We start from the raw sequence: 13,039 nt of genomic DNA on the forward strand, positions 1-13,039 counted from the left end.
TCGTGAGGGGCGTCAGCGCCGCTGGTGCAGGACGCGGTCGATGAAGGCCTCGGCGGCGCCAAGCTGCAGTGCCGGATCGGCCAGGGCCTGCCACTCGACGGGCGCCTCGCTGCGCTCGGCGAGGATCTCCATGAGGGGCCGGCCGGAGGCGATGGCTTCCTTGCAGGCGTCTTTCACCAGGGCCTGGGCCTCGGGGCGGGGCAGGTGGGCCGAGAGGGCGAAGCTCGCCGCCTCCGCCAGGGTCAGGCCGCCGGTGGCCTCGATATTGGCGCGCATCTTCGCGCGGTCGACCTGCAGGCCGTCCAGCAGCTCCAGCGACCGGCGCAGGGCCGCGCCAGTGGCGACCAGCATCTGCGGCAGGACCAGCCATTCCATCTGCCAGGCGACGCCGTCGCGCTCGTGGGCGTGGAAGGATGTCATCTGCATCTGCCCGGTCAGGCCCGCCACGTGGCGGGTGAGGGAGAGCACGGCTTCCGAGCGCACCGGGTTCTGCTTCTGCGGCAGGGTGGAGGAGCCGCCACCGGCTCCTTCGCGCAGCTCGCCCACCTCGTTCTGGCACAGCAGCAGGATATCGCCGGCCAGCTTGCCGAGGCTGCCGCTGACCAGGCCCAGCCAGTTGCCGAGTTCCACCAGGCCGTCGCGCTGGCTGTGCCAGGGCAGGGGCGGCAGCGCCAGGCCCAGTTCCTTGGCGAGCGCTGCTTCCACGGTTGTGCCGCGCTCGCCGAGCGCGGAGAGATTGCCGGCCGCGCCGCCGAAGCTCAGCACTTCCAGGCGTGGGCGCAGTTCGGCCAGACGCGCGCGGTGACGGTCGAGCGGCGCCAGCCAGCCAGCGACCTTGAGGCCGAAGGACGTCGGCGTCGCCTGCTGGCCGCGGGTGCGCGCCAGCATGACGGTGGTGCGCTCGGCGTCGGCCAGCTTGGCCAGGCTGTCGCCCAGCTCCAGGAGCCGTTTGTCGAAGATGTCTAGGATGCGGCGCAGGCGCAGGACGAGCCCCGTGTCCATGACGTCCTGAGTAGTCGTCCCCCAGTGCACGTAGTGTGCCGCCTCTCCGCCCCCCTCTTGTTCGGCGACCGCCTTTCGCAGTTCGGCGACCAGGGCCGGTACCGGGATGCCGTCGCGGGCCGAGTCCTCGGCCAGGGCGGCCGGGTCGATCTCCAGCTTTTCGGCCACCGCCGCGATGCGCGCGGCGGCGTCTTCCGGGATGATCCCGCTGCGCCCTTCGGCCTGCGCCAGCGCCGCTTCAAAGACCAGCATGGCGCGAAGCTGCGCGCGGTCGTCCAGCAGCTCCGCCGTCTCCGCGTCGGAGAGCAGCGGGGCCAGGAAGGCGCTGTCGAAAGGCAGGAGGCTCATCGAGGGCTCGTCACACGTCGAAGAAGACAGTTTCGTTTTCGCCCTGCATGTGGATGTCGAAGCGGTAGACCACGGTGCCGCCCGACTCTTCCCGTGCGGCGACCAGGGTGTCGCGGCGGTCTTCGGGCACGCTTAGCAGCACTGGATCCTTCGCATTGGCATCGGCTTCGTCGGCGAAGTAGATGCGGGTGTAGAGGTGGCTCAAGAGTCCGCGCATGAAGACGATGACGTTGATGTGCGGAGCCTGGGAGTCATCGACCGCGCCGGGCTTCACGCTGTCGAAGATGAAGCGATTTTCCGGGTCGGTGCCGGTGCCGCAGCGCCCGAAGCCCTTGAAGGCGATGTTGCCGCGCCCCTTGTTGTAGCTTGGATCGGCCGGGTGGGCGTAGCGCCCCTGCGGATCGGCCTGCCAGATCTCGATCATGGCGTCGTCGATCGCCTCGCCCTTGCCGTCCAGCACGCGGCCCTCGATGCGGATCTGCCGGCCCTCGACATCGGGGGTGCGCAGGTCCGGCGAGGCGATGGAGGCCAGCGGGTAGCCGTACTGTTCCGGGGTCAGGCCGTAGGCGAAGTAGGGGCCGACGGTCTGCGAAGGGGTTTGTCCTTTGGTCATTGGTCTTGCCTCACGCCGTTTCCATCGGGGTTTCCCAGGGCCCGCGCAGCACGATGTCGAAGCGGTAGCCCAGCGCGAACTCCTCCTCCGTCAGCGACAGGTCGAACTCCGAGATCAGGCGGTCGCGCGCTTTCTCCGGCGAGGACAGGAAGATCGGGTCGAGGTCCAGCAGCGGGTCGCCCGGGAAGTACATCTGCGTCACCAGCCGCGTCGCGATGCTGGGGCCGAAGAGCGAGAAGTGGATGTGGTTGGGCCGCCAGGCGTTGGGGTGGTTGCCCCAGGGATAGGCGCCGGGCTTGACGGAGTAGAAGCGGTAGACGCCCTGGTCGTCGGTGACGCAGCGCCCGCCGCCGAAGAAGTTGGGATCCAGCGGCGCGTTGTGCTGGTCCACCTTGTGGACGTAGCGCCCGGCGGCGTTTGCCTGCCAGACCTCGACCAGCATGTTGGGCTGCGGCCGGCCGAGCTCGTCGACCACCTTGCCGGAGACGATGATGCGCTCGCCCAGCGGCTCGCCGTCCTTGCGGCCGTTCTTGGTCAGGTCATTGTCCAGCTCGCCGAGGGAATCCTGGCCGAAGACCGGGCCGGTCAGCTCGGACAGGCTCTGCCGGATCGGAATCAGCGGCTTGGTGGCGCCGCGCAGGGGCGTGGACTTGTAGTCGGGGGCGATGATCGGAGGGTGCGAACTCCAATCGCGTGGTGAGTAGGGTTTGGGGGGCGTGGTCATTTCCGGGTCTCCTGCTTGCCTTGTTTGTTGTCCCCACCCATTTCTTCGAGCGTCTGCTGTGCCACTTTGAAGGCCTGGTTGGCCGCCGGCACGCCGGCATAGACGGCGACGTGCAGCAGCGCTTCCTTGATGTCCTCGGGGCTGGCCCCGGTGTTGGCGCTGGCGCGCACGTGCATGGCGACTTCCTCGAAGTGGCCACCGGCGGCCAGCAGCGCGATGGTGATCATGCTGCGCTCGCGCCGGGTCAGGCCGGGGCGCGACCAGACCGAGCCCCAGGCGCCTTCGGTGATGAAGTCCAGGAAGTCGGCGTTGAAGCCGCTGCGTTTGGCGTCGGAGGCGGCGACGTAGGCCTCGCCCAGCACCTCGCTGCGGGTCTTGCGGCCGGCGCTCCTGCGCGTGTCGTCAGAACCTGTGCTCTTAGACAAGATTGTTGCCCTCTGTGAAGTCGAGGATCAGTTCGGTCAGCTGTGCGGGCCGCTCGATGCAGGGCAGGTGCCCGGACCCCGCGATCACCTCGTAGCGCGCGCCGGGGATGAGGTCCGCCGTCTGGCGCACCAGCTCCGGCGGCGTCGCGCCGTCCTCCTCGCCGACGACGCAGAGCGTCGGCACCGCGATCTGTTTCGCCTCTTCGGTGAAGTCGGCGTCGCGCAGCGCCGCGCAGGTGCCCAGGTAGCCTTCCACCGGCGTGCGCGTCAGCATGGCGTGCCAGCCCTGCAGCGCGATCGGATCGCTCTCGCGGAATTCCTCCGTGAACCAGCGCTCAAGGATCGCATCGGCGATGCTCGCGATGCCGCCGTCCTCGACGGCGGCCATGCGTTCGGCCCAGGCCTCGGCGGTGCCGACCTTATGGGCGGTGTCGCAGAGGATGAGGGCGGCGACCAGGTCCGGGCGGCTGGCGTAGAGCCCCTGGGCGATGAGCCCGCCGACGGAGAGGCCGCAGATGATGGCGTTTTCCACCGCCAGGTCGTCCAACAGGGCCGCCAGGTCGGCCACGTGGTCGTCGATGCTGTAGGGGCTGTCGCCGGTCTCCGACAGGCCGTGGCCGCGCTTGTCGTAGAGCACGATGCGGAAGCGCTCGATCAGCCGCGCCACCACGTCGTCCCAGATGCGGAAGTCGGTGCCCAGCGAGTTGGCGAAGACCAGCGCCGGCCGGTCGGCCGGGCCCAGGTCCTCCACGTGCAGGACGACACCGTTCAGCACCCTGAAATCCATACTTATCTCCTCCGCATATGCCTGCAGTCCCTCTTAGGGGGCTTGCGGGCTGAAGATCCCCCTCACCCAGCTTCGCCTAAGCTCGATCTTCGATCTCGCTAAGGCTTCGCAACCCTCTCCCACGAAGGGGAGAGGGAAAGTAAGGCGAGGCCGCTTGAGAGTGCCCTCTCCCCTGGTGGGAGAGGGAGGGCCCCGCCCAACGAACCCCCTGGGGCGGGAGGGTGAGGGGGAACACCGCTCGTCCATTCCTGAACGCGATCATTCCATACCTATTTCCATATTTAAAATGCTATGTTCTCATTCATTCATAACCAAATGGATATGAAAAGTGGCGCCCGACAGCCGCATCAAGATCCGCCACCTGGCCTGCTTCCTGGAGGTCGCGGCCCGGCGCAGCTTCGGCGGCGCGGCGGAGGCCCTGGCCATCACCCAGCCGGCGGTCTCCAAGGCCATCGCCGATCTTGAGGACATTTTGGGCGTGGCGCTCTTCGAGCGCTCACGGCGCGGCGTCTTCCTGACCGGCTACGGCGAGGCTTTCCAGCGCTATGCCGGGGCCTCGCTGACCGCCCTGCGCCAGGGCGTCGACTCGGTCTCCCAGGCCCAGGCGCGCGGCGGCCATACCCTGGCGATCGGCGCCCTGCCGACCAGCGCCAACCGCATCATGCCCCAGGCGGTGCTGCGCGCGAAGGCCGAGGGCCTGGGCGCCACGGTGCGCATCATAACCGGCCCCAATGAGCTGCTGCTGAACGAGCTGCGCCAGGGCGACCTGGACCTGGTGGTCGGCCGCCTGGCCGCGCCGCGCGCCATGCAGGCCCTGGCCTTCGAATACCTCTATTCGGAGGAGGTGGTCTTCGTCGTCCGTCCCGGCCACCCGCTGCTGGCGCACGAGACGGTGGAACTGGGCCAGCTCGCCGATTTCACGGTGATCCTGCCAACCCTGCGCTCGATCATCCGCCCGGAGGTCGACCGCTTGCTGGTCAGCCAAGGGGTGGCGCGCCTGCCCGAGGTCATCGAGTCGGTCTCGCCGGACTTCTCGCGGCGCTACACCCGAACCACCGAGGCGGTCTGGATCATTTCCTACGGGGTGGTCGCCGATGACCTGGCCGAGGGCCTGCTGGCCCGCCTGCCGGTCAACGCCACCCCGGCGCAAGGCCCCGTCGGCCTCACCCAGCGCGCGGAGATGCCCGCCTCGGTAAGCCTGCAGATCCTCATGAAGGCGATCCGCGAGGTCGCGGCGGAGCAGGGGTGAGAAAATCACGTCGCTCCTGCGCTTGACCGCTCCCGGCCGCCGTGGCTAGTGGCAGGGTGAGATAGAGCCGCGTCAGAAAAAGCAGGGATGCACATGCCAGCGAGTAGCGAATCTAGGAGTTACGATGCCGTCATCATCGGCGCCGGGGTGATCGGCGCCGCCATCGGGATGGAAATGGCCCGCGCCGGGTACAAGACGCTGAACGTCGACGCCCTGCCGGCGGCGGGCTACGGCCCGACCTCCAACTCCTGCGCCATCATCCGCGTGCATTACTCCACGTTGGACGGCACGGCCATGGCCTACGACGGCTATTTTGACTGGAAGGACTGGCCCGGCTACCTGGGCGTGGCGGACGAGCGCGGCCACGCCATCTTCCATCACTGCGGCTGCCTGATCATGAAGACCGAGCAGAACAAGGGCCTGGCCGCGGTGTTGAAGCACGTCGAGGCGCTGGACATCCCGCACGAGCACTGGGACGCCGACCGCATCCGCCAGGCCATTCCCGGCTACGATCTCAAGACCTTCTGGCCGGCGCGGCGCATGGAGGACCCGAACTTCGGCGAGCCCAGCGGCGGCGCCATTGACGGCGGCGTGTTCTTTCCCACCGCCGGCTACATCAGCGACCCGCAGCTCGCCAGCCACAACCTGCAGCGCGCCGCGGAAGCCGCCGGCGGCAGCTTCCTCTTCAACAGGAAGGTGGTGGAGATCCCGGTCGAGAACGGCAGGGTGCAAGGCGTGGTGCTGGACGACGGCACGCGCATCGCCGCGCCCGTCGTCGTGAACGTCGCCGGGCCGCACTCCTCCCAGATCAACAAACTCGTCGGCGCCGACGCCGACATGCGCATCACCACCAAGCCGCTGCGCCAGGAGGTGGTGCACCTGGACTCGCCCGACGGCCTGAATTTCGAGAAGGACGGTATCGTCGTCTCCGACAGCGACATCGCCTGCTACATCCGCCCGGAGACCGGCAACCACATCCTGGTCGGCAGCGAGGACCCGGAGTGCGACCCGCGCGAGGTGGTGGACCCGGACGACTACAACCGCGACCTCACCGACCAGGCGGTGACCCAGGCCTACCGCTACGCCCAGCGCCTGCCCAATGTGCCGGTGTCGCAGAGCCCCAAGGGCGTGGTCGATCTCTACGACGTGACCGAGGACTGGATCCCGATCTACGACCGCTCCTGCATCGACGGCTTCTACATGGCCATCGGCACCAGCGGCAATCAGTTCAAGAACGCCGGCGTCGCCGGGCGGCTGATGACCGCGCTCATCGGCTACGTCGAAGGCGGCGGCGACCAGGACGGCAAGCCCCTGGCCTTCCAGCTGAAGCACCTGGACCGCACCATCGACACCGCGACCTTCTCGCGCCGCCGCGAGATCAACCCCGACAGCAGCTTCTCGGTGCTGGGGTAGGTCTGGCCGAGCAATTGATGCACGACCTTCTCACCTGTACAGCTGTCGTCCCGGCACTTGTTGCCGGGACCCATTGCCCTATCCGTTCAGATGGTCGTAAAGGTCTTCCCACTCGGGGTTGCCACGTTCGATTAGCCGGGCTTTCCAGGCGCGAGGCCACTCCTTCATTGTCTTTTCGCGCTGAATCGCCCGCTCGATCGCTTCGTGTGTCTCGACATGGACAAGTCGCGTGACATTGTATTTCTGGACGAAGCGCGAACCTCGGCCCTGTCGGTGTTCCCGCACCCTTCGGGCGATGTCGTTGGTTACGCCAATATAGAGCGTTCCGTTCTTGCGGCTTGCAAGGATGTAAACATAGTAGGGCATTGCCACGCGTAGCTGCCAATGGGTCCCGGGGACAAGCCCCGGGACGACGAAGATGTATAGGTATAACCTTCGCAGTGCCGCTACGCGAGAAGCACGAAGCCACGAGAACGCCAACCGGAGACCATGTAATGGCGACCATCTCCTACCTGACGCGCATCGAGTTCGACGAAGGTCTGGCGAAGAAGCTGCCGGACTTCTGCGCCGAGCTGGGCATGACGCGCCCGCTGCTGGTGACCGACGCGGGCCTGACCGCCCTGGGTCTGACCGCGCAGATCGGCGGGTATTTCGCCACGATGCCGGCGGTCTACGACGGCACGCCGGCCAATCCCACCGAGGCGGCGGTGCTGGAGGCGCTGGAGCGCTACAAGGCGGAAAAGTGTGACGGCATCGTCGCGTTGGGCGGCGGCTCGTCGATCGACCTCGCCAAGGGCTTGCGTCTGCTGGCGGTGCACGCCCCGCCGCTGGCGGACTACGCGGCCGTCGAAGGCGGCGTGGCGAAGATCAAGGGGCCGCTGCCGCCGATGATCGCGGCGCCGACCACGGCGGGCACGGGCTCGGAGGTCGGCCGCGGCGCGGTCATCATCATGGAGGACGGCCGCAAGCTCGGCGTGCTCTCGCCGCTGCTGCTGCCCAGCATTGCCGTATGCGATCCGGAGCTGACCTACGGCCTGCCGCCGCAGCTGACCGCGGCTACCGGCATGGACGCCCTGGCGCACTGCCTGGAGACCTACATGTCGCCGGCGGTGAATCCGCCGGCCGAGGCCATCGCGCTGGAAGGTCTCGCGCGCGGATTCGGCGCCCTGCGCCGCGCCGTCGCCGACGGCCGCGACAAGGAGGCGCGCTGGGACATGATGATGGCGGCCATGGAAGGCGCCATGGCTTTCCAGAAGGGTCTCGGCGCGGTGCACGCGCTGTCGCACCCGCTGGGCGCGCTGCCCGGCCTGTCGCTGCACCACGGCACCCTGAACGCCGTGCTGCTGCCGGCGGTGCTGCGCTTCAACCGCGCGGCCATCGGCGCCAAGTGGGACAAGCTGGCGGTGCTGCTGGGCGGCGCGCCGGACGAGGTGATCGCGCGGCTCAACGCCGAGATCGGCCTGCCGGCGACGCTCTCGGCCATGGGCGTCGGCGAGGCCGTCTTGCCGGCGATCGCCAAGGCGGCGCTGAAGGACCACTGCCACGCCACCAACCCGCGCCTGGCCAGCGAGGCGGACTACTTCGCCCTGCTGCAGGAAGCGTTCTAGCCCCCCTTCATCCGGCTCAGCCGAGGCAGTCCTTCAGGGCGGCGGCGTTGCGGCGCAGCAGTTCGAAATAGAGTTCCGGGCCGTCGGGGATGTCGGCGCCCAGGGGGTCGAGCAGGCCGACCTTCGCCTGCGTGCCTTCGGTCACCACTTCCAGCAGCCGCGGCTCGAACTGCGGTTCGGCGAAGACGCAGCGCGCGCCCAGTTCGGCGACCTTGGCGCGGATCTGCTTCAGGCGCGCGGCGCCCGGCTGGCGGTCCGGGTCGACGGTGACCGAGCCGACATTGTTGAGGGCGAAGCGGGTATCGAAATACTGGAAGGCGTCGTGGAAGACGACGAAGGGTGCGTCCTTCACCGGCGCCAGGTCGTATTCGACCTCCTGGACCAGCTGGTCGAGGCGGTAGGACATGATCCTGGTATTGGCGAGGTAGATGCCGCTGTTGTCGGGATCGGCGCGGGTCAGGGCTTCGGCGACGGCGGCGACGATGGCCTTGGCGTTGTCCGGGTCGAGCCAGAGGTGCATGTCGGTCTCGCCGTGCTCACCGTCGCCGTGCGATTCGTCGTGTTCTTCCTCCTCCTCGTGGGCCTCCCAGGCGCCGCCGGCGCGGTAGGGCAGGAGCTTCAGGCCGGGGATCCCGGACAGTTCCACCACCTCGGCGTCCTGGGCCAGGGTGGCGATGGAGGAGGCGAGGAAGGTCTCCAGGCTCTCGCCGACCCAGACCACGACCTTGGCCTCTTCCAGCGCCGCGGCGTCGGAGGGCTTCAGGCTGTAGCTGTGCGGCGAGGCGCCGCCCTCGACGATCAGGTGGGGCGTGCCCGCGCCCTGCATGGCCGCGGCCACTAGGGAATGCACCGGCTTGATCGAGGTGACCACCGTGACCGGCGCGGCGGACGCGGGCAGGACGGAGGCCAGGGCCAGGGCGGCGAGGGCGGCGGGGAAGCAGGACCAAAGGCGGGGTCGACGCATGGGAACCCTTCTCGATAAAGTTCTGGGCGGACAGAAAATGTAATGATATAACGTTCGGAGTCCAGCCTGACAATGACCTATTGGGCCAATACCTGTTGGATCCCTCTGGGTCGTCGGCACCCGTGCCAGAGGTTCAAACCGTGTCGCTGACCGCAAGCAATGAAACGCCGGGCCAGACCGTCCCGCAGCCTGCCGCCGCGCCGGCTGCGCCTCTGATCGAGGTGAGAGGGCTCGGTGTGCAGCGCGGCGGCCGCTGGCTGGTGCGCGGCGTCGACCTGGCGATCCGCCCCGGCGAGATCGTCACCCTCATCGGCCCCAACGGCAGCGGCAAGAGCACCACCGTGCGCGCCCTGCTGGGCATCCTGGAGCCCAGCGCCGGGGAGGTGATCCGCCGGCCCGGCCTCAACATCGGCTACGTGCCGCAGCGCCTCACCATCGACTGGACCATGCCGCTGACAGTGCGCCGGCTGATGACGCTCACCGGGCGCCACGGCGCGGCGGAGATCCGGGCGGCGCTGCAGGAGGTGGGCATCGAGCACCTGGCCGAGGCGCCGGTGCAGCAGCTCTCCGGCGGCGAGTTCCAACGCGCCCTCCTGGCCCGCGCCATCATCCGCCGCCCGGCGCTGCTGGTGCTGGACGAGCCGGTGCAGGGCGTCGACTTCGCCGGCGAGATCGCGCTCTACCAGCTGATCCACGACATCCGCGAGCGCCTGGGCTGCGGCATCCTGATGATCTCCCACGACCTGCACATCGTCATGGGGCAGACCGATACCGTGGTCTGTCTCAACGGCCACGTCTGCTGCTCCGGCACGCCCCAGGTGGTGACCGAGAGCCCCGAGTACCGCGCGCTATTCGGCGCCCAGGCGGCCTCGGCCCTGGCCATCTACCGCCACCACCATGACCACGTCCACCTGGAAGATGGGCGTGTGGTCCGCACAGCGGACGGGGGCCGCGTCGTGCCCGAACACGATCATGATCACGGGTCCTGCGGCCAAGATCACGACCATGGGCACAGCCACGGGCAGGGGCAGGGGAGCGGCGGCGATGCCGGATGACGCCCATGCTTGACGATTTCTTCACCCGCGCCCTGATCGGCGGCATCGGGGTGGCGCTGGTGGCGGGCCCGCTGGGCTGCTTCATCGTCTGGCGGCGCATGGCCTACTTCGGCGACACCATGGCGCACTCGGCCCTGCTCGGCGTCGCCCTGGCCTTCCTCTTCGACATCCACATCACCCTCGGCGTCTTCGCCATCACCGCCACGGTGGCCTTCGCGCTGGTGCTGCTGCAGCGCCAGGTGGCCCTGCCCACCGACGCGCTGCTGGGCATTCTCTCGCACTCGACGCTGGCGCTGGGCCTGGTGCTGGTCGCCTTCATGGCCTGGCTGCGCATCGACCTCTTGAGCTATCTCTTCGGCGACCTGCTGGCGGTCTCGCGCTTCGACATCGCGCTGATCTACGGCGGCGGCGCCGCGGTGCTGGGCATATTGGCGCTGATCTGGCGGCCGTTGCTCGCCGGCACGGTCAGCGAGGAGCTGGCCGCCGCCGAGGCGCTGCATCCCGAGCGCACGCGCCTCGCCTTCATGGTGCTCATGGCGGCGGTCATCGCCATCGCCATGAAGATCGTCGGCATCCTGCTCATCACCTCGCTGCTGGTCATCCCGGCGGCGACGGCGCGGCGCTTTGCCGGCGGCCCGGAACGGATGGCCCTGCTGGCCGCGGGCTTCGGCGCCCTCGCGGTGGCGCTCGGCCTCTTCGGCTCGCTGCAGTTCGACACGCCCTCGGGCCCCTCGGTGGTGGTGGCGGCGCTGCTGCTGTTCCTGGGCGGCCTGCTGCCGCTGGCCCTGAACCGCTCCGGCGGCCGGCGCGGCGGCGGGCGGGAGGGCGCGCGATGACGGCGGCGCAGAGCCCGGGCCGCAAGCTGACCCGCAACCAGCAACTGGTGCTGGAGCGCCTGCAGGCTTCCGGCAAGGCCATGACCGCCTACGAGCTGCTGGATGCCCTGCGCGGCGAGGGCCTGCGCGCGCCCGTCCAGGTCTATCGGGCCCTGGAGACGCTGGGCCAGCGCGAGCTGGTGCACCGCATCGAGAGCCTCAACGCCTTCGTCGCCTGCTGCCACCACGACCGCGCCCACGAGGCGGACGCGGCGGCCGGCTTCGCGATCTGCGACGACTGCGGCGAGGTGGCCGAATTCTCGCTGCCCTCGGAAGAAAGGCTTTCCGCCGAGGTCGGGCGCAACGGTTTCCAGACCCGCCGCATGACGGTTGAACTGCACGGCCGCTGCGCACACTGCGCCGGGCGGGATTAGCGCCGCTACCCCGAAATCGCTTCCTGCATTTTCCCAACAGCGTCGTGTGACTTTTCCCATAGTCATCGCCGCGGGGATCGCTATCTTCGCGCGCAGGGGTGGATGAACGTGCAATTGGTGCGTCCGTCCAGAAAGTTTCTTTGAACCGAATCCTTCGCCGATACGACCAGCCTAAGGCGGCGCGCCAGCGCGGCCGCCGGTCGGCCGTCGGTGACGAGGTTTCAGGGCGACTTTCCGGATGGCACTCAGGCTCCGCCGGCCCAATTGCCGAAATCCAAAAGGAGATCCGAGTCCAATGAACAGGAAATTCACCGCCCTTGCCGCCGCTTCCACGGTCGGTCTGACCCTGGCGCTCAGCTTTGCGAACGGCGCCGCCGCGCAGAGCCAGTCGCCGATGGTTCCGGAACTGGAATGGAATACCCCGCTGAAGCACTTCCAGATGGACAGCGACAAGTTCGTCGGCCAGCGCTTCACCGCCAAGTGCCCGCCGCGCAGCCTGCGCGACGAGGACGAGGCGATCCAGGGCACCGACGCCTATCCCAGCACCAACCCGATCTGCGTCGCGGCGCTGCACGCCGGCGAGATCACCACGGACGGCGGCCTTATCACCCTGCAGCTTAATCCCGGTCTCGAGTCCTACCAGGGCTCCGAACGCAACGGCATCGCCAGCGCCGATCTGCCGGGCACGAAGCGCAGCATCGTCTTCGTGAACGCGAAGACGGCGGCTGCCGCCGACGCGGCCCAGCAGCCCTACATCCAGCGGATCGACTGGAACACCAAGTTCACCTCCACCGGTCTCGCCAACAAGGACCTGGTCGGCCAGCAGTTCACCTTCAACTGCGCCTCGGCCCCGGCGGGCAAGAAGCTGCGCCGCATCTCCGGCACGGATTCCTACGCCTTCGCCAGCTTCGTCTGCGTGGCGGCGCTGCATGCCGGCAAGATCACCACCGACGGCGGCCTGGTCACCGTGCAGATGGATCCCGGCAAGGACAAGCTGGTCGGCAGCATCCGCAACGGCGTGGAGAGCAAGGACGGCCCGGGCGGCCACACCACGATCTCCTTCGTCGACGCGCCGGTGGCGCAGTGATCGAAGGGACGTTATCCGGCCGGCGCGGAGCGCCGGCCGGGCAAGCCGCTTCAAGATCTCAACGCCCGGGCGACTTGGGACAAGGAAGCGCGCCATGATCGGCGTGGTCGTCGGCGTGGTTCTGCTGTTGGGGGCGCTCGGCATCACGGCCGCCGCCATCGTCCATAACCAGATGGAGCCCAGCGCCGCCACCGCCCTGGGCGTGCCCCTCGCCAACGCGGTCAGCCTGGCCGTGGCGCTGCTGGCGGTGGTCCTGCTGCTGGTGGTCTACCGGCTGGGCAGCCGCGGCCCCGGCGCCAGGGCGGCGATCGCCTTCGGCCTGGTCTGCCTGGTCGCCCTGGCGGTGCTGTTCCCCTTCGCGGACCGCGGCCTCCTCAGTTCGGTGCGTTGAGGCGCCCGGCCCGGCCGGGCTTGCGGCCCGGTGGACCGGCCCGGCCGCGGCGCCACTTTAGCGGGCGCGGGGACGGCAGGGCGCCGCTACCGGCGGTTCATCGGCCCCGGCGGACAACAGATTTG

Annotated in this window: 15 protein-coding genes; 8 read left to right on the top strand and 7 right to left on the bottom strand. The window is 68.7% G+C overall.

Annotated features, from left to right (window positions below; all coding sequences use genetic code 11):
* Nucleotides 1-12 precede the first annotated feature (12 nt).
* The 5 genes from pcaB to pcaD are packed head-to-tail and all read right to left on the bottom strand — an operon-like array spanning nucleotide 13 to nucleotide 3,899.
* Nucleotides 13-1,350 carry a 3-carboxy-cis,cis-muconate cycloisomerase gene (gene pcaB / locus H7X47_RS14555; RefSeq protein ID WP_193369440.1) on the bottom strand — a complete coding sequence of 446 codons (1,338 nt, stop codon included), beginning with the start codon at nucleotides 1,348-1,350 and terminating at the stop codon, nucleotides 13-15.
* A 10-nt stretch (nucleotides 1,351-1,360) separates the two neighbouring features.
* Complete coding sequence (gene pcaG, locus H7X47_RS14560; RefSeq protein ID WP_193369441.1) at nucleotides 1,361-1,963, bottom strand: protocatechuate 3,4-dioxygenase subunit alpha; 603 nt, start codon at nucleotides 1,961-1,963, stop codon at nucleotides 1,361-1,363.
* A 10-nt stretch (nucleotides 1,964-1,973) separates the two neighbouring features.
* Nucleotides 1,974-2,687: a protocatechuate 3,4-dioxygenase subunit beta gene (pcaH, locus tag H7X47_RS14565; protein ID WP_193369442.1), complete on the bottom strand. Its 714-nt coding sequence runs from the start codon at nucleotides 2,685-2,687 to the stop codon at nucleotides 1,974-1,976.
* Nucleotides 2,684-3,112, bottom strand: coding sequence for a 4-carboxymuconolactone decarboxylase (gene pcaC / locus H7X47_RS14570; RefSeq protein WP_193369443.1), 429 nt, complete (start codon nucleotides 3,110-3,112; stop codon nucleotides 2,684-2,686). Before pcaC ends, pcaH begins: the two co-directional genes overlap by 4 nt.
* Nucleotides 3,105-3,899: a 3-oxoadipate enol-lactonase gene (gene pcaD, locus H7X47_RS14575; RefSeq protein WP_193369444.1), complete on the bottom strand. Its 795-nt coding sequence runs from the start codon at nucleotides 3,897-3,899 to the stop codon at nucleotides 3,105-3,107. Before pcaD ends, pcaC begins: the two co-directional genes overlap by 8 nt.
* Before the next feature lie 328 nt (nucleotides 3,900-4,227).
* Between pcaD and pcaQ the strand changes: the two genes are divergently transcribed.
* Together pcaQ and H7X47_RS14585 are read left to right on the top strand one after the other, a co-directional pair.
* On the top strand, nucleotides 4,228-5,148 hold the full coding sequence (gene pcaQ, locus H7X47_RS14580) for a pca operon transcription factor PcaQ (RefSeq protein WP_193369445.1): 921 nt from the start codon (nucleotides 4,228-4,230) through the stop codon (nucleotides 5,146-5,148).
* Between the two features lie 93 nt (nucleotides 5,149-5,241).
* Nucleotides 5,242-6,561, top strand: coding sequence for an NAD(P)/FAD-dependent oxidoreductase (locus H7X47_RS14585; RefSeq protein ID WP_193369446.1), 1,320 nt, complete (start codon nucleotides 5,242-5,244; stop codon nucleotides 6,559-6,561).
* Between the two features lie 78 nt (nucleotides 6,562-6,639).
* Here H7X47_RS14585 and H7X47_RS14590 read toward each other — a convergent pair whose 3' ends face one another.
* Nucleotides 6,640-6,927: a GIY-YIG nuclease family protein gene (locus H7X47_RS14590; RefSeq protein ID WP_193369447.1), complete on the bottom strand. Its 288-nt coding sequence runs from the start codon at nucleotides 6,925-6,927 to the stop codon at nucleotides 6,640-6,642.
* Between the two features lie 128 nt (nucleotides 6,928-7,055).
* Here H7X47_RS14590 and gbd point away from each other — a divergent pair, with 128 nt between their 5' ends.
* A complete protein-coding gene (gbd, locus tag H7X47_RS14595; RefSeq protein WP_193369448.1) occupies nucleotides 7,056-8,168 on the top strand; it encodes a 4-hydroxybutyrate dehydrogenase in 1,113 nt (370 codons plus the stop codon).
* A gap of 16 nt (nucleotides 8,169-8,184) precedes the next feature.
* Here gbd and H7X47_RS14600 read toward each other — a convergent pair whose 3' ends face one another.
* The gene (locus H7X47_RS14600) at nucleotides 8,185-9,132 is read right to left on the bottom strand and encodes a zinc ABC transporter substrate-binding protein (RefSeq protein ID WP_193369449.1); all 948 of its coding nucleotides are present in this window, start codon (nucleotides 9,130-9,132) and stop codon (nucleotides 8,185-8,187) included.
* Nucleotides 9,133-9,272: 140 nt separating this feature from the next.
* Between H7X47_RS14600 and znuC the strand changes: the two genes are divergently transcribed.
* From znuC to H7X47_RS14625, 5 genes are all read left to right on the top strand, one after another.
* A complete protein-coding gene (gene znuC / locus H7X47_RS14605) occupies nucleotides 9,273-10,187 on the top strand; it encodes a zinc ABC transporter ATP-binding protein ZnuC (RefSeq protein WP_322096490.1) in 915 nt (304 codons plus the stop codon).
* A complete protein-coding gene (locus tag H7X47_RS14610) occupies nucleotides 10,184-11,023 on the top strand; it encodes a metal ABC transporter permease (RefSeq protein ID WP_322096491.1) in 840 nt (279 codons plus the stop codon). The genes znuC and H7X47_RS14610 overlap by 4 nt, the downstream gene beginning before the upstream one ends.
* Nucleotides 11,020-11,436 (top strand): Fur family transcriptional regulator, encoded by a 417-nt coding sequence (locus H7X47_RS14615; protein ID WP_193369450.1) that lies wholly within the window; start codon nucleotides 11,020-11,022, stop codon nucleotides 11,434-11,436. Before H7X47_RS14610 ends, H7X47_RS14615 begins: the two co-directional genes overlap by 4 nt.
* A gap of 295 nt (nucleotides 11,437-11,731) precedes the next feature.
* Nucleotides 11,732-12,523: an LCCL domain-containing protein gene (locus H7X47_RS14620; protein WP_193369451.1), complete on the top strand. Its 792-nt coding sequence runs from the start codon at nucleotides 11,732-11,734 to the stop codon at nucleotides 12,521-12,523.
* Nucleotides 12,524-12,617: 94 nt separating this feature from the next.
* Nucleotides 12,618-12,914: a hypothetical protein gene (locus tag H7X47_RS14625; protein ID WP_193369452.1), complete on the top strand. Its 297-nt coding sequence runs from the start codon at nucleotides 12,618-12,620 to the stop codon at nucleotides 12,912-12,914.
* Nucleotides 12,915-13,039: the final 125 nt, after the last annotated feature.

This window comes from Pelagibius marinus (genome assembly GCF_014925385.1).
Taxonomy (GTDB): domain Bacteria; phylum Pseudomonadota; class Alphaproteobacteria; order Kiloniellales; family Kiloniellaceae; genus Pelagibius; species Pelagibius marinus.

Coding starts and splice junctions, on each gene's coding strand:
- pcaB (WP_193369440.1), bottom strand. CDS start 1,350: ATGAGCCTCCTGCCTTTCGACAGCGCCTTCCTGGCCCCGCTGCTCTCC.
- pcaG (WP_193369441.1), bottom strand. CDS start 1,963: ATGACCAAAGGACAAACCCCTTCGCAGACCGTCGGCCCCTACTTCGCC.
- pcaH (WP_193369442.1), bottom strand. CDS start 2,687: ATGACCACGCCCCCCAAACCCTACTCACCACGCGATTGGAGTTCGCAC.
- pcaD (WP_193369444.1), bottom strand. CDS start 3,899: ATGGATTTCAGGGTGCTGAACGGTGTCGTCCTGCACGTGGAGGACCTG.
- H7X47_RS14585 (WP_193369446.1), top strand. CDS start 5,242: ATGCCAGCGAGTAGCGAATCTAGGAGTTACGATGCCGTCATCATCGGC.
- H7X47_RS14590 (WP_193369447.1), bottom strand. CDS start 6,927: ATGCCCTACTATGTTTACATCCTTGCAAGCCGCAAGAACGGAACGCTC.
- gbd (WP_193369448.1), top strand. CDS start 7,056: ATGGCGACCATCTCCTACCTGACGCGCATCGAGTTCGACGAAGGTCTG.
- H7X47_RS14600 (WP_193369449.1), bottom strand. CDS start 9,132: ATGCGTCGACCCCGCCTTTGGTCCTGCTTCCCCGCCGCCCTCGCCGCC.
- H7X47_RS14610 (WP_322096491.1), top strand. CDS start 10,184: ATGACGCCCATGCTTGACGATTTCTTCACCCGCGCCCTGATCGGCGGC.
- H7X47_RS14615 (WP_193369450.1), top strand. CDS start 11,020: ATGACGGCGGCGCAGAGCCCGGGCCGCAAGCTGACCCGCAACCAGCAA.
- H7X47_RS14620 (WP_193369451.1), top strand. CDS start 11,732: ATGAACAGGAAATTCACCGCCCTTGCCGCCGCTTCCACGGTCGGTCTG.
- H7X47_RS14625 (WP_193369452.1), top strand. CDS start 12,618: ATGATCGGCGTGGTCGTCGGCGTGGTTCTGCTGTTGGGGGCGCTCGGC.